Origin of the sequence: Anaerostipes sp. AF04-45 (assembly GCF_003461725.1) — a bacterium.
GTDB classification, from domain to species: Bacteria; Bacillota; Clostridia; order Lachnospirales; family Lachnospiraceae; genus Anaerostipes; species Anaerostipes caccae.
The window spans coordinates 22,856-44,174 of sequence record NZ_QTXQ01000001.1 but is presented as its reverse complement, the minus strand read 5'-3'; the positions used below and the strand labels follow the sequence as shown (position 1 = coordinate 44,174).

At 46.9% G+C, this 21,319-nt stretch carries 19 protein-coding genes and 1 tRNA gene; 15 read left to right on the top strand and 5 right to left on the bottom strand.

Annotated features, from left to right (window positions below; translation table 11 throughout):
* Nucleotides 1-2: 2 nt before the first annotated feature.
* The 10 genes from DWV34_RS00180 to DWV34_RS00135 all read left to right on the top strand — a co-directional run bounded on the left by DWV34_RS00180 (nt 3) and on the right by DWV34_RS00135 (nt 9,768).
* Entirely contained in the window at nt 3-896 is an 894-nt protein-coding gene (locus DWV34_RS00180; RefSeq protein ID WP_118475037.1) for a glycyl-radical enzyme activating protein, read from the top strand.
* Nucleotides 880-1,560, top strand: coding sequence for a transaldolase family protein (locus DWV34_RS00175; RefSeq protein WP_006568684.1), 681 nt, complete (start codon nt 880-882; stop codon nt 1,558-1,560). Before DWV34_RS00180 ends, DWV34_RS00175 begins: the two co-directional genes overlap by 17 nt.
* Before the next feature lie 186 nt (nt 1,561-1,746).
* Entirely contained in the window at nt 1,747-2,196 is a 450-nt protein-coding gene (locus DWV34_RS00170) for a PTS sugar transporter subunit IIA (RefSeq protein WP_039947023.1), read from the top strand.
* A 29-nt stretch (nt 2,197-2,225) separates the two neighbouring features.
* Complete coding sequence (locus DWV34_RS00165; RefSeq protein ID WP_009289202.1) at nt 2,226-2,723, top strand: PTS sugar transporter subunit IIB; 498 nt, start codon at nt 2,226-2,228, stop codon at nt 2,721-2,723.
* 26 nt (nt 2,724-2,749) lie between these two features.
* Nucleotides 2,750-4,372 (top strand): PTS system mannose/fructose/sorbose family transporter subunit IID, encoded by a 1,623-nt coding sequence (locus DWV34_RS00160; RefSeq protein WP_006568681.1) that lies wholly within the window; start codon nt 2,750-2,752, stop codon nt 4,370-4,372.
* Between the two features lie 117 nt (nt 4,373-4,489).
* Complete coding sequence (locus DWV34_RS00155; RefSeq protein WP_199485870.1) at nt 4,490-5,464, top strand: sugar-binding transcriptional regulator; 975 nt, start codon at nt 4,490-4,492, stop codon at nt 5,462-5,464.
* Between the two features lie 294 nt (nt 5,465-5,758).
* Nucleotides 5,759-6,781, top strand: coding sequence for an alpha/beta hydrolase (locus DWV34_RS00150; RefSeq protein ID WP_006568679.1), 1,023 nt, complete (start codon nt 5,759-5,761; stop codon nt 6,779-6,781).
* A gap of 280 nt (nt 6,782-7,061) precedes the next feature.
* Nucleotides 7,062-7,655 carry an anthranilate synthase component II gene (locus DWV34_RS00145; protein WP_006568677.1) on the top strand — a complete coding sequence of 198 codons (594 nt, stop codon included), beginning with the start codon at nt 7,062-7,064 and terminating at the stop codon, nt 7,653-7,655.
* Entirely contained in the window at nt 7,652-9,025 is a 1,374-nt protein-coding gene (gene pabB / locus DWV34_RS00140; protein ID WP_006568676.1) for an aminodeoxychorismate synthase component I, read from the top strand. Before DWV34_RS00145 ends, pabB begins: the two co-directional genes overlap by 4 nt.
* Nucleotides 9,022-9,768, top strand: coding sequence for an aminotransferase class IV (locus DWV34_RS00135; protein WP_006568675.1), 747 nt, complete (start codon nt 9,022-9,024; stop codon nt 9,766-9,768). Before pabB ends, DWV34_RS00135 begins: the two co-directional genes overlap by 4 nt.
* Here the strand turns inward: DWV34_RS00135 and rpoN are convergent.
* From rpoN to DWV34_RS00110, 5 genes are all read right to left on the bottom strand, one after another.
* Complete coding sequence (gene rpoN / locus DWV34_RS00130; protein WP_006568674.1) at nt 9,765-11,039, bottom strand: RNA polymerase factor sigma-54; 1,275 nt, start codon at nt 11,037-11,039, stop codon at nt 9,765-9,767. The genes DWV34_RS00135 and rpoN overlap by 4 nt on opposite strands.
* 48 nt (nt 11,040-11,087) lie before the next feature.
* The gene (locus tag DWV34_RS00125; RefSeq protein WP_118475035.1) at nt 11,088-13,148 is read right to left on the bottom strand and encodes a HelD family protein; all 2,061 of its coding nucleotides are present in this window, start codon (nt 13,146-13,148) and stop codon (nt 11,088-11,090) included.
* On the bottom strand, nt 13,138-13,995 hold the full coding sequence (locus DWV34_RS00120; RefSeq protein ID WP_006568672.1) for a GNAT family N-acetyltransferase: 858 nt from the start codon (nt 13,993-13,995) through the stop codon (nt 13,138-13,140). The genes DWV34_RS00125 and DWV34_RS00120 overlap by 11 nt, the downstream gene beginning before the upstream one ends.
* Nucleotides 13,996-14,182: 187 nt before the next feature.
* A complete protein-coding gene (locus tag DWV34_RS00115; RefSeq protein WP_009289195.1) occupies nt 14,183-14,776 on the bottom strand; it encodes a nitroreductase family protein in 594 nt (197 codons plus the stop codon).
* A gap of 283 nt (nt 14,777-15,059) precedes the next feature.
* A tRNA-Arg gene (locus DWV34_RS00110) sits at nt 15,060-15,131 on the bottom strand.
* A 146-nt stretch (nt 15,132-15,277) separates the two neighbouring features.
* On the opposite strand from DWV34_RS00110, the gene DWV34_RS00105 reads away from it, so the two are divergent.
* From DWV34_RS00105 to DWV34_RS00085, 5 genes are all read left to right on the top strand, one after another.
* The gene (locus tag DWV34_RS00105) at nt 15,278-16,642 is read left to right on the top strand and encodes an alanine/glycine:cation symporter family protein (RefSeq protein WP_006568669.1); all 1,365 of its coding nucleotides are present in this window, start codon (nt 15,278-15,280) and stop codon (nt 16,640-16,642) included.
* 4 nt (nt 16,643-16,646) lie between these two features.
* A complete protein-coding gene (locus tag DWV34_RS00100; RefSeq protein WP_009289194.1) occupies nt 16,647-17,201 on the top strand; it encodes a DJ-1 family glyoxalase III in 555 nt (184 codons plus the stop codon).
* A gap of 2 nt (nt 17,202-17,203) precedes the next feature.
* Nucleotides 17,204-17,989 (top strand): DUF1189 family protein, encoded by a 786-nt coding sequence (locus DWV34_RS00095; RefSeq protein WP_006568667.1) that lies wholly within the window; start codon nt 17,204-17,206, stop codon nt 17,987-17,989.
* Between the two features lie 150 nt (nt 17,990-18,139).
* A complete protein-coding gene (locus DWV34_RS00090) occupies nt 18,140-18,442 on the top strand; it encodes a hypothetical protein (protein ID WP_006568666.1) in 303 nt (100 codons plus the stop codon).
* An 88-nt stretch (nt 18,443-18,530) separates the two neighbouring features.
* The gene (locus DWV34_RS00085) at nt 18,531-21,155 is read left to right on the top strand and encodes an InlB B-repeat-containing protein (RefSeq protein ID WP_118475033.1); all 2,625 of its coding nucleotides are present in this window, start codon (nt 18,531-18,533) and stop codon (nt 21,153-21,155) included.
* Nucleotides 21,156-21,319: the final 164 nt, after the last annotated feature.

Below are 21,319 nucleotides of genomic sequence, written 5' to 3'. Positions count from 1 at the left end.
ATATGGAAGAGGAAGTGAAGGGGCTGATTTTTGGTATCCAGCATTTTTCAATTCATGACGGTGACGGAATCAGGAGCAATGTTTTTATGAAGGGATGTCCGCTCAGATGCCTGTGGTGTCACAACCCTGAAGGGCTGGCACCGGCCGCTGAACTGCAGTATTTTGAAAACAAATGCCGGAAGTGCGGCAAATGCGGCGGCATCTGTCATAATCTGCAGACCGTATCCAAAGAGCCACAGTCCATAAAAGAAACATATGCAAAAGGCTGTCCTTACGGTGCACTGGAACTGGTGGGAGAAGAAATGACGGCAGAGGAAGTTCTCGAAGAAGTCTGTATAGACCAGGCATTTTTCCGTACAAGCAAAGGTGGAATTACTCTTTCGGGCGGGGAGCCGATGATACAGGCAGACTTTGTTCTTGAGCTGTTAAAGAAATCGAAGGAGATGGGACTGTCCACAGCCATAGAGACCAGCGGGTATTCTGACCAGAGGAATTATGAACGGATTCTTCCCTATGCGGATGAGTTTTTATGGGACTATAAAGAGACAGACAATGTAAAGCACAGGGAATTGACCGGAGTGGAAAACAAGAAGATTCTTGAAAATTTAAGATTTCTTTACCAGAAGGGTGCAGTGATCACTTTGAGGTGCCCGGTAATCCCGGGAGTGAACGACACAGAGGAACATTTCAGAGGAATCGCGGGACTCATAAAAGAACTGAGGAATTTGAAAGGATGGGAAATCATGCCCTACCACCGGATGGGCATTGCAAAAGAAAAGAGATTAGGAAAAGGTGAGAGCATAGAATTCTCTGTGCCCTCCAAAGAAGTACAGGAACAGTGGAAACAAAAAATTTTATCATATATAGGAGAAGATTCAGATGTTAATGTTAATTGATGATGCAGATTTAAGAAATATTGAGGAATTGTACAGCAAATACCCATATGATGGGGTGACAACAAATCCTACCATTCTGAGCAAAACAGGAAATCCTGATCCGATGGACCAGCTGAAACAAATCCGCAGCCTGATTCCTTCAGATGCCATGCTTCACGCACAGGTATTATCTGTGGAAACGGAAGATATGGTGAGAGAGGCGAAATATATGGTATCTGTGTTGGGAAAAGATACCTTTATCAAAGTCCCCGTCACGGAAAATGGATTAAAAGCAATTTCTATTTTAAGCAGTGAGAATATCCGTGTTACAGCCACGGCCATTTACGGCACGATGTCAGCGTTTCTGGCAGCCAAGGCGGGAGCAGAGTTTCTGGCGCCTTATGTAAACCGTCTGGACAATCTGGGATACAACGGTGTACAGACTGCTCTGGATATCCACATGATGGTAAAAGCTGCAGGCTATAAGGCCGAAGTCCTTGGAGCGTCATTTAAAAACGCACAGCAGGTCATTGATATGGGGAAAGGCGGCATCGGTGCGGTGACAGTCAGTTCCGATCTGTTAAAGTCACTTGCATTTAACGGGATTGCAGAAAACGCGGTGAAAGACTTTATCCGTGATTTTGAGAGCTGCTGCGGTGAGGGGAAGACCATGCTGGATTTTTAGAAAAAAAGATAGATTATTTGTTGGCACGAAGAGCTCCGGAATTGTTTCCGGAGCTCTTTTGTGATTTTAACCACTAAAATGAAAAAATGTGCATTTTCTATTGACAAAGAGGAAACAGCTGGATATAATAACACCATAGAGAACATAATCACACTTATATGGAAGTATGAACAGGAGGATCGAATTTTGAAGGTTTACAGACAGGAAAAAATGAACAAAGACCTGCCGGGGATCATTTTATTAAGTCACGGACCGTTTGCAGTCTCTCTGGTAAAAACTGCACAGATGATTTTCGGAGACAGTGAAAACATCGCAGCCTTTTCTCTGGAAGCAGGAGATGATATTGACAAGTACAGAGGAGCTTTTACAGAAATGATCGAAGCATTTCCGGAGGGAAGCCTGATCATGGTTGACCTGTTCGGCGGAACGCCGTGCAACCAGGTTATGAGATACATTCAGGAGACAGGAAAGACACTGGAAGTTGCGGCAGGAATGAATTTACCGATGCTGATCAATGCAGTGATGTCCAGGGAAGAACTCATAGGAAAGGAATTCAGCATGGACACAGTGGAAAATGGCAAAAAGGGAATTTTCAGAATCGATGTGGAAGGATTTCTTAACGATGATGATGAGTAAATAACCATCAAAATAAAAGGAGAGAGCTTATGGCAAAGAAATTAGCAGTGAGAGTGGATGACAGGTTAATTCACGGACAGGTGGTAACACAGTGGGTCAATGTCTTTAAAGCGCAGCACATCGTGGTCATAGACAACAATGTGGCGAAAGATAAGATGCAGAAAAGCGTGTTAAAGTTTGCAGCGCCGCCGGATATCAAAGTAAGTATTTTCTCTGTGGACAAAGCAGTGGAAGCATGGGAGAAAAACCAGTTCGGGACGAAAAATGTGTTCGTACTTTTCAGAGATGTAAAACAGATCGCCGAACTCCAGGAAAAAGGGGTGTCCTTCGAGGAGATCACCATCGGACAAATGGCGATCATCAACGACAGAAAGCAGATTTATAAGCAGGTTGGTCTGTCAGAGAGTGAGGCACAGACTTTAATGGATATTGAAAAGACCGGAGTGAAGTTATACTTCCAGATGCAGCCCACAGACAAAAAAGAGTCGCTGGAAATCATGAAGAAAACATTTCCTGATCTGCACTAACTTATTTACATAGGAGGAGAGAAACTATGACGATTACAATTTTACAGGCAGTGCTGCTTGGCTTATTCTGCGGGATAGCAAAATGCTGTGTTCCTTATACGGCCGGAGCTTTCATGTTCAATACCGTCATCTTTAACGCGGTGGTTGTCGGAGCCGTGCTCGGAGACATGCCGCAGGCAATGATTATTGGTGCGTCACTGCAGCTGATTTACCTGGGAGTCATCTCAGCGGGAGGAAATCAGCCGTCAGATCCTTGTCTGGCCGCTTATATAGCAATTCCGGTTGCTATGGCTTCCGGACTCAACACTACAGCAGCAGTTGCTTTGGCAGTGCCGGTTGGACTGCTGGGAGCACAGATTACAAATCTGATTTACTTAATGGCCGGATTTTTTGCCCAGAAAGGCGATACATTCGTAGAAAAGGGCAATGCGGCAGGAATGACCAGATGGTCGGTGATATATTGTGCCATCGCAAGAATTATCTGCTTTGGTGTCCCGGTTGCCATCGCATTATATTTTGGAAGCGGTGCCCTTCAGGGAGTGCTGGATAATATACCGGCAGCAGTGACAAACGGTTTATCTGCCATGGGAGCCTGTCTTCCGGCAGTAGGATTTGCCATTATTGCAAACCTGATCTCAAAACCAAAATATATTCCATTTTTCTTCGCAGGATTTTTCCTGATCCAGTATACGAAGATCGGAACCATTCCGCTGCTGATGGTGGGAGGATTCCTGACATTCCTTTACATCACATTTAAATCCAACGAGTTCCAGGGAGAGACAGACGAGGATGAGGACGACGAAGATGAGGAAGAAGAACCGGCAGAAAAACTGCTGAGTAAAAAAGATATCCTGAAATCCTGGGTGATCTGGTGGTTCAGCGCAGAGACCTGCCACAGCTTCGAGAGAATGCAGGCGCCAAGTTTTTGTACATCATTGGTACCGGCACTGAAGAAGTTTTATCCGGGAGAAGAAAATAAACCGCGTTATATTGAAGCATTGAAAAGAAATATGACATTCTTTAACACAGAGGCACACTGGGGCGGAGGACCGATTCTTGGACTTACCTTAGCACTGGAAGAAAAGAAGTCACGCAACTATGAAGCGATTCCGGGAGAGGTTATCATGAACCTCAAAACCGGTCTGATGGGACCGCTGGCAGGTATCGGTGACACGATCTCATGGTCAACCCTGATGTACCTTTTAATCGGTTTATTCCTTCCCCTTGCTAAGAAAGGAAATCCATTGGGCGGCATCGGGCCAATCGTACTGCTGACTGTGATCTGCTTTGGAATCGGATATTTCTTAACACAGAAATGCTACACATTTGGATACTCTTTTGCAGAAAATATGCTGAAGTCAGGCTTAGTCAACAAGATTATTGCAGGAGCAAGTATTTTAGGACTGTTTATGATGGGAGGGCTTGCCTCTACCTATGTGACAGTATCCACACCAATAAAATTTGCCACAAGCGCATACACGACGACACTCCAGTCCATTTTTGACTCTATTGTGCCGGGACTGCTTCCGCTGATCGTTGTACTCTGTGTATGGGGATATCTTTCAAAAGTAAAACGAAACTATTTTGCGGCCACTTTGGGAGTTACAATAGTCTCTTTAGTATTGGGATGCTTGGGAGTTATTATTTAATTCAGCTGATTCTTTCGATTGACGTGTCCTTCCGGAGTTATGTATACTAGAAATAGAAAAATACCTTATCGTGCGAAGCACGTTTACCCGAAGGGTATAGATTGAAAACAGAAAGGCGTGGGCAAATTGAGAGAAGAAAGATTCATCATCAAAGTGGTAGAAATGCATTATAAACAGGGGATGTCACAGCTGGAGATAGGGAAAAAACTGAACGTTTCGAGGACGACCATATCAAGGACCCTGGCTCAGGCCAGAAAAGAAGGGTATGTACAGATCAAGATCAATTATCCTGACGGGGCCATGACAAGTACAGAGACGATTCTGGAAGAAAAGTTTCATTTAAAGGAGGCAGTGATCGCCTGTGTAAAAGATGGTGAAGACCTCAGTGAAGAAATTGCCTTTTATGCGTCAGACTATATACTGAGAACGCTGAAGAACCATATGACTCTTGCCTTGACAAGAGGAGTGACCCTGCAGAAGACGGTGGAGTGCCTGGCGAAGGACGTGAGGCTGAGATTCCTCAAGGTGGACGATGTTAAGGTGGTGCCTCTGATGGCCACGACCAACATTCCTCTTACTGCAGAGAAATCATTTCGTCTGGCTTACTCTAATTACCTGATCGATGAGGTGGCAAAGATCATCAACGGCAACGGCTATCAGCTGCTGGCACCGCAGTATGTGACGTCCTCGGAAATAAAAGAACATTTCCTCAACGAGGCCAGTGTGAAGGAAGTCATGGACCTGGCGAGAGCGGCAGATGTGGCGGTAATGGGAATCGGAACCGTGGATCAAAACTCCGCTATCATCAATGCAAAACTCATTCCAGTGGAAGAGTTTGAGCGGATGCAGGAAAAAGGCGGAACAGGAGAAATCCTTTCCCATGTGGTCAACAAGGACGGAGAACTGATCGAAGATGACTTTGAAGGAAGACTGATCAGTTTAAGCCTGGAAGACCTGAAAAAAATACCGATCCGCGTCGGCGTGGCATATGGCATGGAGAAAAAAGATGCGATCTTAAGCGTATTAAAAGGCCAGCTGATCAATGTGCTGATCACAAATGACAATGTAGCAGAATATCTGGCTAAAGTATGACATTTTCACCAGTTCTCCGGCTTGCTGTCTCAGGAATGTAAGATTTTCTAACTTTCAGCAAAGTTCCTCCGGCGGCCCGTTCGGAACTCGCTAACGCTCAGACAGCCTCACTGCGCTTTGCGCACCGCCTGCGAAACTTTGCTTCAAGAAGAAAAACTAACATTTCTTCGAATGCAAGGCCTCCGAACTGGTGAAAATGGACGTAATGTCTGCTGGAGCAGGTTGTTTAAAGACAAAAATCCCAAAGAACAAGCTTCTTTGGGATTTTTTCTTTTGATATAGAAAGGGAGAAAAATGAAGATTTGTGTGAAAGAAAAATTAGAAGAGATAACGCCCCATGCATTTGAGAAGAAAGTTCTGGAGAGGGAGATGGCAAAAGGGGAGCCGAGGGTCGGTATGTTTTATCAGAAAAATCAGATCCCGTCGGAGGATCTTGACCTGGCCCTTCTGCGCACGGAGATGAAACGGGAAGGTGAGGATATCACGACAAGTGAAATCTGGGAGATCTCGAAGATTATTAAAGTAAAAGATCATATGATCAATATCCATATATACGGGGGAAAGGACACCGGAAAGAAAAAGAATGCGGTGCTGTTTATCCATGGAGGCGCATTTTTTGGCGGGGATGTGAAGACAAAGGGGAATCAATGCCGGTATCTGGCGGAACAGGCAGAGGCAGTGGTGATCTCGCCGGAATACCGTCTGGCCCCGGAGACACCGTTTCCGGGAGCGGCAGATGATGTGCTGGGAACTTTAGACTGGATGACGGAACATGCGGGGGAACTGAAAATCGATGAGGATAAGATTGCAGTTATGGGAGAGAGTGCAGGCGGCACCCTGGCTGCCAACTGCTGTCTTATGGATCAGAAAGAGAGAATTAAGCTGGCGGTTTATATTTATGGAGCCCTCGACCTGACTCCGGCAGAGAAGACGCCGTATCACTGGGACTATTCTTTATATGACATGTATGAGGGGCAGAAGGATTATATTATGAACCGGCTGTTCCGCTTTAAAGAACTGGCAGGTTATATGGAAGAGCTGTATGTGCAGAATGGATATTCTACAATGGACGGAAATGTATCGCCTCTTTATGCAGAAGACTTATCAAAAATGCCTGAGACTCTGATGATAGAGGCAGAATTTGACTATTTTAAAATATGCAATGACGAATTTGTAAAGCGGCTCACTGAGGCCGGGATAAATACGGAGGTGATCTTATATGAGGGCCTGGACCACGGGTTTTTTGACCGGATCGGTTCACTGCCCCAGGCGGAAGACTGTATCCGGGAGATCGCCGAAAGAGTAAAACGCATGTAAAAAATGAGATCTGTCGTCTGTTCCGCTGATGATTGAAGTTTCAGTGAATGTGTGGTAAGATTCAGAAAGAAATGAAAACAAAATATGCTGGTGTGCCCGGATGAAATCCTGCTGGTCAGGAGAGAATAAGACGGAAGACTGCCGGAAGCGGACATATGCCTGAGGGCTGTGTCTGCTTTTGGCAGTCTTTCTGTTTTATTGGAATCCCCGGTGAAATAAAAAGATATTTGTACAGACAGCACACAAATGAGTATAAAAATGATTCTGAGGAGGCGTTAAAATGTATGTGATGGTGGATCACTATGATTCCTATGTTTATAATCTGGTGAGGGACTTTCAAAGTTTGGGAGCAGAAGTAAAACCGGTAAGGAGCGACTGCATAGATTTTGAATCTCTGAAGCGGCTGGACAGGCAGAAGGAACTTCAGGGACTGATTCTGTCTCCGGGTCCTGGCAGTCCGGAGGAATGTGTAAAATCCGTGGAGTTGGTGAGGAGGTTTACAGGCAGGGTTCCAATTCTCGGAGTATGTTTAGGACATCAGATTATCTGTCATGCCTTCGGCGGCCGAATTATCAAAGGATCAAGACCTATGCATGGGAAACTGACCCCGGTAAGGCACAGACAGGAGGAATTGTTCGCAGGGCTTCCTCAGGATTTTCTTGTGACCAGATATCACTCTCTGACTGCGGACAAAGCGGGCCTTCCGGAGACACTCAGAGTGGACGCTGTCTCCCCGGACCGGGAGGTGATGGCGGTCAGCCACAGATCAGAGCCGGTCTGGGGCGTCCAGTTTCACCCGGAAGCGGTACTTACCGAGTACGGGCCGGAGCTGCTTGCAAATTATATGAGACTGTGTGAGAGGTGGAGAGCATGAAGACAAAAATAAAAAAGCTGGATTTTTATAAGGAGCCGGAAGAGGCCTTTTATCCGTACAGGAACGAAAAATATGCCGTATTTCTTGACTCTTCTATGAAGAATGAACAGGGCAGATATTCTGTCATTGCCCTGAAACCTTATCTTATTCTGGAGGAGAAAAATGGAGTGTGCAAAATAAACGAAAACATTTCCCGTGATCCTATTGAGAAAGTTCTGGATCATTATCTGAACTTATATAAAGAAGAAAATATCACCGGACTGCCTGTGGTTTCCGGGGCATTTGGGTATTTGTCTTACGATTTCGGAAGAAAATTTGAGATGATCCCATCCAGACATGCAGACACGTTAAAGATTCCGGATGCCGTATTCGCTTTTTATGACCGTCTCATCATAGCGGACCAGGAAGAGAGACAGCTTTATCTGGCGTCAAGAGAGGAACTTACCGGCGCCGGTAAAGCATTTCTGGAGATGGAGGAGACACTGCAAAACAATACGGTTCCTGATTTTTTACAGAAACAGGAGGGGAGAGCAGAGTTTTTTCCGGATTTCAGGAAGGAAGAGTATGAGAAAGCGGTGGAACAGATGATTGCTCATATTGAAGAAGGAGATATTTATATTGCCAACATGACACAGCAGCTTTCGATTCCGGGAAACGGAAGGTGTTATGAGGTGTTCCGGTATCTGCGCACTTATAATCCGTCTCCGTTTGGAGCCTATATGAACTATGGGGAATTTCAGGTGATCTGTGCCTCTCCGGAACATTTTCTCAGCGTAAAAGACGGCGCCGCCGTGACAAGACCGATTAAGGGAACCAGAAGAAGGGGTGAAAACGCAAAGGAAGATGCACTGCTGAAAAGAGAGCTTTCAGAGTCGGAAAAAGACCGAAGCGAACTGCTGATGATCGTGGATCTGGAACGGAATGACTTAAACCGCGTGTGCACGCCCGGAAGTGTCCGGGTGCCGGAACATTGTGTGCCGGAGGAGTATGCGACCGTATTTCATTTGGTCAGCACCGTGACAGGGAAACTGGAAGATCAGATGTCTGTTGACCAGCTGATAAAAGCCATGTTTCCGGGGGGATCGGTAACCGGGGCTCCGAAGATCCGGGCAATGGAGATCATTGACCGGCTGGAGAGGAGCAGAAGGGGACTCTATACCGGCTCTATCGGGTATTTTTCACTGAACGGGGACTGCGACTTCAACATTGTAATCCGCACAGCAGTTTATAAGGATGGAACATACCATCTGGGCGTGGGCGGCGGTATTACATGGGAATCGGACCCGGAGTTTGAACATGAGGAAACGATGCAGAAAGCAAAAGCGGTGCTGGAAGCTATCGCGGCAGGAGAGAGGAGACAGGAGCAATGAGACTGCAGATGGATGAAGGGTATTATTTTGGAATCGGGGCGTTTGAGACAATGGCTCTGGAAGACGGAGAACCGGTATTTTTTGACCGGCATATGGACAGGCTTGAGGAGGCTGTTAAGTATTTCGGAATATTTTTTGAAAGGAAAACGGCAGAAAAAATGGTGTGGGAATATCTGGACCGGAACAAAGAAAAGCTTTCCGGGCATGATGCCCTGAAGACTGCGGTATCAGAGAAAAATTTTGTGATCTCTGTGCGCCCAAACCCATATGCGGGAAAAGAGCCAGATACAAAAATCCGTACAGCATACAGCGGGATTCGAAGAAACGAGACATCGCCGCTCACATACTATAAGACACTAAACTACGCAGAAAATCTGATGGAAAAGAGGAAGGCGGCACAGCAGGGATTCGGCGAAGCTGTTTTTCTGAACGGAAGAGGAGAGATCACAGAGGGAACCGTATCCAATGTGTTTTTTGTAAAGGGCGGGAAGCTTTATACTCCGCCCGTTTCCTGCGGGATGCTTCCCGGTATCATGAGAGCATATATATGCCGGTCTTTTCAGGCGGAAGAGACGGTCATCCGGCCGGAGGACATAGAAATGTACGATGAAATGTTTCTGACCAATTCCCTTATGGGCGTTATGCCTGTGGAGAGTCTGGGAGAGCATCGGTTTCATTCTTTAAAAACGGCAAAGAGACTGAGAAGCCGGTGCAGCCCGGGACATTTTCAGCCTGCCCTCTAGGTCTCTTTTCTGTCGTAGGTGCCTTTGATCCCCATCTGTTCCCGGTATTTTGCCACAGTTCTTCTGGAGATGGAGATTCCTTTGTCCTTTAAAAGATTGCAGAGTTTTTGATCACTGTACGGCTTTCTCGGGTCTTCTGAGGCTACCAGCTCTTTTAAGATCATCTTGATATCTCCCGTGCTGACAGACGCGCCGGAGGCAGGTGCAGCGCCGGAAAACAGGGATCTCATGGAAACGATGCCGCACGGAAACTGAAGATATTTGCCCTTGATGCCGCGGCTCACCGTGGAGACGTGCATGTCAATATCCCCGGCGACGTCATTCATGGTCATGGGCTTCAGACAGCCATGGTTTAAAAAGAAATCAGGCTGTCGTGCAAGAACGGCTTCTGTGATCTTTAACATGGTCTGTCTGCGCTGTTCAATGCTTGCGATGATAAAACGGCACCGCTCATATTTTTTTTGAAAATAGTCTTTCAGTTCCGGGTCTTTTGCGTCTCTGAGCATTTTTACATAATAGTCATTCAGAGAATAATTTCCTACCCAGTCGTCATTCAGCCGGATATCCCACTGGTCCTCCTGGTATGTGACAATGATATCCGGCGTGATATATTCGGTCCTCGCCGTTGAAAAGCCCTGGAGCGGCTTGGAATTCAGGTTTCGGATGACGGCAATGTTTTTTCGGACTTCTGCCGTGCTGAGCTTTAGTTTCCTGGAAATAGTGCTGATATGTCCCAGGGCAATGTCATCCAGATGATCCAGGATGATCGTCTCCAAAATATCGGTTTTTTTACCTTTCACCTCCAGCTGTTTGAGCAGACACTGGGACAGGTTTTCAGAAAAGATTCCGGCCGGTTCCAGATCGGAGAGCACATCATAGCACTTCCTGATCTCATCTTCCGGAATGGTTAAAAGAACAGAAAGTTCATGAACAGAAATCTTAAAGAAACCGCCGGAGTCCAGGCAGTCGATCATGAACTTCATGGTCTGCCATTCCATCGGTGTGAAATCATTCTGGTTCAGCTGATCCAGCAAAAAGGTTTTGACTTCCTCCGTGTTTTCGGCCGGGATGTCAAAACTCCGGTCTTCAGAAACGGTATAGGAAGAGGGGGACGGTGAATAATCCAGGATTGGATTTTCAATATATTCATTTTGCAGGAACTCAGACAGCTCCCCATTATCCAGTGCCAGTATATTCAAAGACTGGATCTGTGACTGGGACAGCTGCTGCTTTTGGTTCAGTTCCAGGCTTGTGCGGTAAGACGTATCCACGAAATCCTCCTCCTTTTCACGTGCTCATTTTAATATAGACATATTATATCATATATCGTTCTCCAGGGCACGCTCCGCGAAGCGGGAGATTTCTCCGGTATATAGGAGGGTCAGCCGGTGCATGGCTCTTGTGCAGGCAATATAAAGCAGATTTTTATCATGTTCGGCTTTGTAAGTTCTGCTGTCTGCATCGGGGAGGATGACTTCATCAAATTCCAGGCCTTTGGACATCCTGACGGAAGTGACCGTGATGCCGTTCTGAAAACTGGTACTCTCGGGAGTGAGGAGATGGACTTCAAATTCTTTCGTAAGCAGATTAAAAACTGCAGAGGCCCCGGCATTTGTTTTTGTGATGATCCCAAGAGAAGAACTGCGTCCCTCTATAAAATGTCTGACAGCAGTTTTAAGTCTGTCAAGATGGTCCGCTTCATCGGCACAGGCATAGAAGGCAGGCGGTTCACCGCGGCGCTCCACCGGCTCTAAGGAGTCAGTACCAAGAATACATTTGGCAAACGTCATGATTTCATACGTAGAGCGGTAGCTTTTCTTCAGTTCCGTAAACTTTCCAGCTTTATAAACAGTCCTGATATCTTCCAGGCTGTGAAGGTGATATGGATGTACGGACTGCCCGAAATCACCAATAATAGTTTTTGAACATGGAAATAAAAGATTGATGACAGCATACTGTATCGGAGTGTAATCCTGCATTTCATCGATCACCAGGTGTTTTGTGATCCTGCTTACGTTTAATCCTTCAAAGGCAGCGCTCAGGTACAGAAAAGGATATACATCAGGCCATTCCAGAGTGCTTTTTGCTGGCAGCACCAGCATTTCCGGTACTCCCGCTTTTCTGTAAAAATCTTTGTATAGTGCAAGAGTACTTTTCACAGAAAGCATAGAAGTCAGCTTTTTCAATATTTGACTGGCACTTGGCAGATCTTCCTGCATGGTATTTTCGGAATGAAACCGGTCACAGATATCGTCTGCCGTCATTTGCAGACGCTGCTTAACAGGGTGTTTTCTGTATGCGTCAAACCGTTTCGTGATCCATTCTTTTTCCGCCTTAAAATGGCCAAAGGACACATCGTCAGGAACAAAGATCTGATGGGGCATTTCTTCTATATAAATATCCATGAGACGTACAAAATCCAGCGATGACTTAAAACGGACTCTCTGTATATAGGACCCATCGTTAAATTCCAGAGGATCTTTTTCTGATTCAAAATCAACGTAATGTTCCAGCTGGATTCCGGCAAGTTCGGAGAAACTCAATTCATAGATGGGTTCCTCACCGAGTTCAGGGATGACGTTTGAAATATAATCTCCAAACACTTTATTTGGGGAAAGAATGGTCACGTTTTTGGAACTGAGACGGTCTTTCAGACGGTAGAGGAGAAAGGCGATGCGGTGCAGTGCTATGGAAGTTTTTCCTGAACCGGCAGCCCCCTGGATAATCAATGTCTCGGTTTCTTCATCCCGTATGATCCGGTTTTGCTCCTTTTGAATCGTAGAAATGATCGTCTTCATCTTTTCGCTGGAAGTATGGCTCAGTTCTTTCTGAAGGACGTCATCCTGTATATTTGCAGAAGTCTCAAGGGCATATGTAAGGATCCCGTTTTTGATGCCAAACTGCCGTTTCTTTGTAAGGCTTCCCTCAATCCTGCCCGACGGCGCATCAAATCCGGCCGGACCGATCTCGTAATCATAGAACATACCGGAGATTGGCGCCCGCCAGTCAAGGATCAAAAGTTCATATCCATGGCGGAAAGAAAAACGTCCGATATAATATGTTTCCGGCTTTAAGCTTCCTTTTTCACAAAAATCAATCCGGGCAAAATAGGGAGAATCCTTTAATTTGCAGAGCCTTTCATACATTTCGGCTGCAAATGCGCCTGTGTGGTCAGTCTGTTTTAAAAGCAGCTCATTTTGAAACATTTCATGAGGATCGATCTCTCCCCGGGCATCGGACATATATTGTCTGGCATCTGTGTACTGCCGGTCCAGCCGGCTGACAGATTCCTTCGCCTCGCCAAGCGCCTGGTCAAGCCTGGTCTGGATGAAGGTAAGGTGCTCCCATTCATCCGGGAACTGTAATTCTTTATTTTCCATGATTCTGCTCCTCCCTGTTCAAAACAAACCTTTGCGTGGGATAGCCGAATTCAATGAGCAGTTCCGCCTCTGCAAATCCCAGGTCCTGGATTTCTCTGCGGTGCCCTGTGTCTGCCTTATCCCCCTCTCTGAACGTGGTAATGCTGATTTCTTTTCCGTTCAGCAATTCTGTCATGACTTTCTCAAGAAAGGCTTTTGGTATGCCTTTTTTTCTATACAGAGGATGTACACCCATGAAATCAATCGCACCGGTTTGATACGAAAAGAGCATGGCACCCACTGCGCTGTTTCCGTCTTTTAAGATCAATGCCTGCTTTGCTCTGATCTTTTGGCGCAGAACTGTTTCATATTCATCCGCATGCAGGTGTGGAAACCCGTCAATGACAAGGCGTACCAGTTCCATCCAGCAGGGGATGTCATTTTCTGCCGCGAATGTCACATTCCAGTTCGAAGCTTCTTTGCTGTTTAACATAGGATAGTTACCTCCAAAATCAAATTTAAGCTGAAGGGGATAGAATTTTTCATTATCTCTGTATTTTCCCGGAGATGTCTTATACATTGCCGTAAAAATATTTGAAAAGGCCTGCTGGCTTTCATATCCTGACTTCAGAGCGATATCAAGAATCGGCTGTTCTGAAAAGACAAGCAGTTTAGCGGCCTCAGTCAGGCGCCGGCGCTGAATATAATCGTGCAGGGTCAGGCCCACAGCAGCAGTGAACATCCGGTGCAGGTGATATTTTGAATAGTGCATTGCTCCGGAGATGATTTCCAGGTCCAGTTTTTCGGACAGATGAGATTCAATATAGTCGATGACCGATATGATCTGTTCTATTTTTGTGTGATGCATTTTTCATTCTCCTTTCACTGGAATTGATTATAACTGCACAGGGCAGAAGGGTTTTCATCATTCTTGCGGTTTTCCTGAATAATAGAGAAAACAGGCTTATTGATTCATGATGAGTATGCAAATTGATCAAGCCCCTTTACTTTTTCTTTCGGGAAAGTAAAGGGGCTTATTCATGGAACGAAACAAACTATTCGGTTTTCCATCTGGTAATACAGCTGATGTCATTTCTCGGCCGGGGATCAGGGGATTCATCCGCATATCCGACTGCCAGTGCGGCAAAAAGCTGGCCTTCCGCGTGAAGCCATGTTGTCAGCTCTTCAAGGGCAAAGAAAATATCACAGATCCACAGGCTTCCCAACCCAAGTTCACAGGCGGTAAGAGTCATATTCTGGATTGCGGCTCCAATCGACTGGGCATTGCAGATTTCAGAAATACGGTCTTCTTCTGTCAGAGAGCGCGACAGGTCAAGGCCTAAAGCATTGGTGATGAAGATCGTAACCGGAGCCTGTCTCATAATTTCAAGGGTACAGCGCGCACCGTTCAGATGGGCGCTGCTGTCCGGCAGAAGTGGATTCACTTCTTCTCTTAGAATACCCTGTTCCATAACCGAGAGCATCCCGGCTTTTGCAGCGCCTGAGACGACGGTAAACCGCCATGGCTGCCTGGTTTTTGAAGACGGGGCCAGAATACCGGCCTGAATGATCTCCTCTATAATAGTAGGAGAAACATCAGTTTTTTTGAATTTCCGGATACTGCGCCGGTTTAAGATGGCGTCTATCATAATATAACCTCCTGACAGCATAAACTAATCTATCAACATATTCCTGAGAAATTTAAAATACAAAATTGGCAGGCTGTCACAATTTTTTGATTCTGAATTTTTAGAGTGCCTGACAGTTTTGTGTGCCAAATGCGATTTGACGCAGTCAAATCATTTCCTTACGCATTTGTGTACAGCCTCGCGGAGCGTTTTTTGTTTCTCAGGAAAAGCTTGTCATGTTCTTATGTACAAGTTTTTCCTGAGAAACAAAAAAAGTCCCGTTAAAACGGAACTTTTTATAAAATAGGCCTGGCGGGAATCGAACCCACAACGGCCCCTTAGGAGGGGGCTGTTATATCCATTTAACTACAGACCCGTGAAACACATCTATTATTGTAACGATTCATTTATGAAAAGTCAATGAAAAAAGTTGCACGGCGTTGACTTTTTCATTTTTTTTCATTAAAGTAGTTAAATAGGATCTTTCTGTGCTCGGGCCGGAAAGATACAGGGAGGTAGTTTATGAAAGCGATCAATGATTTTGTATGGGGACCTGTCATGCTTGTGCTCTTGATGGGGACAGGTATTTTTCTGACCATACGCCTTAAATTTCTTCCGTGGAGGAATCTGCCCTATGCCTTAAAGATGGTGTTTGTCAGGGATAAAAGCGGGGGAGAAGACGGGGATATCTCCGGATTCCAGTCATTGATGACAGCTCTGGCAGCTACCATAGGAACCGGAAATATCGTCGGCGTCAGCACCGCCATGGTCATGGGCGGTCCAGGGGCATTTCTGTGGATGTGGATCAGTGCCCTCTTCGGGCTTTCCACCAAATATGCGGAGAGTGTTCTGGCGGTGAAGTACCGGGAAGTCAATGAAAACGGAGAGATGTGCGGCGGACCTATGTATGCCATGAAGAATGGTTTTAAAATCAAATGGATCGGTCTCGTGCTGGCATTTTTCTTTTCCTTATTTACTGTATTTGCATCTTTCGGCATCGGGAATATGACCCAGGCCAATTCCATTGCCGAGTCAATGGCAGGCCTTTGGGGGACTCCCCACTGGCTGACCGGAGCTGTGATCGCTCTGCTGGCATTGTCCATCCTGATCGGAGGGATCAAAAGCATCGGCAGGGTGTGCGGATTTTTTGTACCGAAGATGGCGGTGTTTTATTTTGTGATGGGCATTGCTGTCATCTATATGAACAGGGCCAATCTCGGGCAGGGGATCGCAATGATCTTCAAAATGGGCCTTTCTCCGAGGGCTGTGGCAGGGGGAGTCGGAGGTACGATTGTCTCAGGATTATTTTCTTCCATGAGGTGGGGAATCGCCAGAGGAATCTTTTCCAACGAGGCAGGTCTGGGCTCTGCGCCGATCGTTGCGGCAGCGGCTAAGACGGATCATCCCTCCAGGCAGGGATATATCAACATGACGGGGACGTTCTTTGACACGCTGGTCGTATGCAGTGTTACAGGCCTCATCGTGGCTTCCTCGGGGGTGCTCGGAAGCGTGGATTCCCACGGCAAGCTGATCACCGGAGCGGCGCTGACGATGAAAGCATTTGAAAAGGCACTTGGACCGGCAGGAGAGATATGCGTCGGTCTGGGGATCGTCATGTTTGCCTTTTCCACGATCATAGGATGGGAGTATTACGGAGAGAAAGCGCTGGAATACCTGGTGAAAAAGACTTCTTATATTAAATTATACCGTGTTGTATACTCGTTTGTAATCTTTGTGGGGGCCACCGTGCCGCTCCAGCTTGTATGGAATTTTTCGGACACAATGAACGGGCTGATGGCAGTACCAAACCTGATATGCCTGCTTGTTTTACATAAAGTAGTAGTAAAAGAATGTTTTCGTTTTGAACAGATTAAGAAAGGACGATGAACTTATGAATAAGGTATTTGTATTTTTAGCGGATGGATTTGAAGAGATCGAGGGGCTGACCGTTGTAGACATGCTGCGCCGGGCGGGAATTGAAGTGATTATGGTTTCTGTGGGACCTTCTAAGATGATCACAGGCTCCCATCATATCGAAGTGGAGGCAGACTGCATGTTCCACGAAGTGCTGGAGCCGGAAGGAGCCATGTACGTGCTTCCGGGAGGAATGCCGGGCACCATCGCGCTGAGAGAGCATGAAGGACTTGCGAAGCTTTTGAAAAAGGCGTATGATAATGGAAAATATCTGGCAGCGATCTGCGCCGCACCGACAGTGCTTGGAAAGTATGGATTTTTAGACGGAAAGAAAGCGACCTGTTATCCCGGTCAGGAGGATGGGCTTGGAGAAGCAGAATATGTGACGGAATCCGTTGTCGTTGACGGCAGGGTGATTACCAGCCGGGGTATGGGAACTGCCATTCCGTTTGCGGGGAAACTGGCGGAACTTCTGCTTGGAACAGAGGCCAAAGAGAAATTGTTGGAAAGCATCATATACGAGGAAAAATAAGAATGCAAAGTACAGAAAAAATAAGCATTTTGGAGCAGTTCTACATTGCCTGCACCAAACCGAGGCAGTATAAGAAACTGCTGAACGTGAAAAAATGGAAAGTAGCTATATTTACATTACTGATGGGTCTGGTGATCACTCTGCTTGGACCGGTGATGGATCTGGCAGGATTTGCTGTGAGTGTGGGAGGCCCGAGAAACTTTGTCATGAACCGGCTGCCAGCCTTTGAACTGAAAGACGGACAATTAAAGCTGGAACGCGCGGTTGATTTCAACCTGGGTGCACTTCATATCTCGGCAGATTCAAATAAAAAGTCCGTTGGGGCAGATGACTTCGATGATAAATATTCCGATGAAGTTCATTTTTCAAAGAATAATATGGTGGTCAAGACTTCTGTCATGGGACAGACCATAACAAAGAATTTCAGCACCATGAAAAATGTCACATTTACGAATCAGGATATGGCGAATATGCTTCCATTGGTCTACTTCCTGATCTTTGTCTCCCTGCTTTTTGTCTATGCAGGAATCGTCCTTCAGTATTTGTTTTACTGTCTGCTGATCTCCTGGCTGGTGTCTCTGAATATGAAAACCAGAAACCAGCCCATGGCATTCGGGAAGATTTTTCAAATGTCTATCTATGCCAGGGTACCATGTGAACTGATCGGAACCATCGGCCTTACGGCGGGGATTTCTTTCTTCACAGGAATTATATGGATCATGATCGGATATCTGGTGAGCTATCAGCTGATGATGATGGGGCTTGTGGAGAGGAAAGCAAAAGAGTAGAATCTGTATCATAATGTTATTGAAAAAGTGTCCCGGGAGGGGCACTTTTTTTGTCATAATAGAACTAACTTTTTTATTTCTTCACATTACCTGACATACGTAGCAACATGTCTGAAAGTACATAAAAATTTATCATGGAGGGATCACAGGATGAAAAGGAAAAAACAATGGTTTGCTGTCATTCTGGCAGCACTGCTGACTGTGGGACAAGGAATCGTTTCAGCAGCACCGGCAGAGAGAACGGAAGAAGCAGTAACTGCTGAGGCTGATGAGAGTGCTTTGCAGGAGGAGACGGGAGTACAGACAGAGGAACAGCCAGAGTCTGCATCGGCAGCAGCCAGTGAGAAAAATCAGGAAATAACAGAAAAGCAAGGGGTGAAAGAAGCAAAAGTCTCCCAGGAAATCGGGGGGGGGTATTTCCAGAAAAAAGAAATCATCCCGCTTAGATGTTAAGAAGGCCGAAAACGGACAGACCAGGCTGGATATCAGCAAAGGAGATATCATCATCACTTCTAAAGGAGCCACTCTGAACGGCACTGCGGTGGACGATGCCCTGAACGAAAAGGGATACTGGATCACCGGGACCACGACAAAGTATCATCTGGTGGCAGAGCCTGGAGTGACCACGGCAATCACTCTGGACAACGTGGACATTACCGTGGATATCACAAAGCTCGACTGTATCAATGTCTCCCATGCCGATGTGGTCATCACACTGGTACGAAAAAACCGTCTGTACAGTCAGGCCGGAGGTACGGCTGACAAGTATAAGAACGGAAATGCGATCACAAAAGACGGGATGGATGGCTCCCTGACGATTCAGTGCGAGAACGAAGACAAAAAAGGACACCGCTGTGATGAAAGCTGCGGTTCCTTATCCGCAAAAGGAGATCCGAGCAAAAGCCATGCCGGAGCTATCGGGGGTACTTACCGGGTGGCCATCAATCCGGATACAAAGCCCATCGAGACCGGGTTTGTCAACTTTACGATCAAAGGAGGCAACATCGAGGCGTCTGCCGGAGCACACTGTCCAGGGATCGGAGCGGCCTGCCGGGCACAGGAAAGAGGCGGCTATACAAAAGATATCCTGATCTCGGGCGGGAACGTAACCGCTGTGGGGACCCAGTATGGCTCCGGTATCGGTTCCGGGATGGGCACAAAGGTAGACGGCATCAGGACCACGGGAGGAACGGTAAAGGCAACGGGAGGACAGTATGCCCCGGGCATCGGTGCGTCTGGTACTTTAGATGCTTTTACCTCTTTTCAAACTCAAGAGACAGAAAATGTAGTCATCAGCGGAAGAGACACGGTGGTCACGGCGATCGGGGATTCAGGATCCAGTATGCCGGGGATCGGGTCCGGCGGAGGAAACAGCAAGGTGAAAAACGTCAAGGCATCTCCGGATACCGGCTATCAGGGGTATATCAAGGACGGTACTTCATTGACAGACTATACGTTCATGGACGGCACGCCTTTTTCAGGACCGACGGATATCAAGGTCGGAAGGTTTTATACAAAGGTCTATTTCGGACCGTTCCGGGATGCCAATGACATTGACAAGACCAGCAAAGAACAGATCGGAGCCAACCACCTGATCAGCAAGAGCGGCGGAGAACCGTTTACCGGGGAACAGCTAAAACAGCTGACCAAGGTAACGGGAAAGCAGGAAAACGGTGAATATTTCCCGGCCGATGAGCTGAGCATCGCCGATGAAACACAGCTGGAAGCGATCAACGAGGCAAAGAAGAAAGGGCAGATCGGGGATTTCCCTCTTACTTTCACAACGGCAAATGGAACTAAGGCTACGGTCACCGTATCCTTTCGAATGGACGGGACCGATGCGGCCCAGATCGATCCGGAGAAACCGACGTCAATGATCGGTGCGAACGACTTTGAAGAGGAAACAGGGGGAGAGGCGTTTGAAGAAGAGGAGATCAAGAAGCTTGGGGAGCTGAAGGGGAAGGACCCGGAGGGGAACAATATCTCCTACGTAGACTATCTTTTAAATGCAGAACAATATAAAAAGATCAACGATGCAAAGACGGCAGGGAAGGCCGGGGTCTTTCCGCTGACCTACGAGACCGCAGACGGGGAGAAAGCCGTGATCAGCGTGACCCTGGTCAAATATGACCAGACCACGGAGAACCCAGAAAACGGGGAAACGCTGAAAGGAAAAGATGTGATCAGTAAAACCGGGGGAGCTGCATTCTCAGAAGAGCAGCTGCTGGCCATGACCAAGGCATCAGGGCTTGACCAGGACGGAAACCCCCTTCCGGAGGGGCAGATCAGCCTGGCTGACAGCAGTCAGGTGGAGAAGATCAATCAGGCAAAGAAAGCAGGGGCCAAAGGAGAGTTTCCGCTGACCATAAAGACAGAGGGCGGAACCGAAGTGGCAGTTACTGTGTATCTTACAGATGAGGGAAGTGACGGGACAGCGTATGATCCGGAGAACCCGGCTGCAGCCATCGGGGCTGACGATGCGGAGCATGAGACCGGAGGAGAGGCGTTTACAGAAGAAGAGATCATAGAACTCTGTAAGGCCCGGGGAAAGAACAAAAATGGAGACACTCTGGACCTTAAAGCGGACAAAAACCAGCTGACTGCGCTGAATGAGGCGAAAAAGGCAGGAAAGACGGGAATGTTTGGGATGACCTTCTCGATGGAGGACGGCACAAAGGTGCAGGTGAAAGTAACGCTGACCGGAAAACATCAGGTAGTCTTTGATCCCAACGGAGGAGACTACACACCGGAGGTACAGACGGTGGAAGGCGGGAACCGCCTGGTCCGTCCCAAAGAGCCGAAGAAAGACGGATATGAGTTTGCGGGATGGTTTTACACGGATGAGAACGGGACAGAAAAAGAATGGGACTTCAAAACACCAGTCCATGATGGCATGACACTGAGAGCAAAATGGGAGAAGACACCGGAGAAGCAGACACAGACAGGAGACGGAAAGAAAGAGCAGGGGGAAGACAGTAAAAAAGACAGTGGAGGGAAAACAAAAAAGAAGAACCCTCCGGACTGGGAATACAGTAAGAGGAACGGAAGTGCATCAAAGACAAACGCGGCAAAGACTTCAGACAGAAGGCCGGTGCAGGGAATGCTGCTGCTGACGGCCGCATCCATGGCCGGATTTGTGATCCTAACCATGAAAAAAGCAAAGTGATAAAATAGAACAAAGTGGGCAGGCCGCTTCAACTCCCCAACCCCTCAATACGCATCTGTGTACAGCCCGCGGAGCGTTTTTATTTAATAGGGAAGGCCGCAGAACTTTCCTATGAAACGAGAGAAAACCCCTGAGCACATCCTCAGGGGTTTTTCAGCAAAACA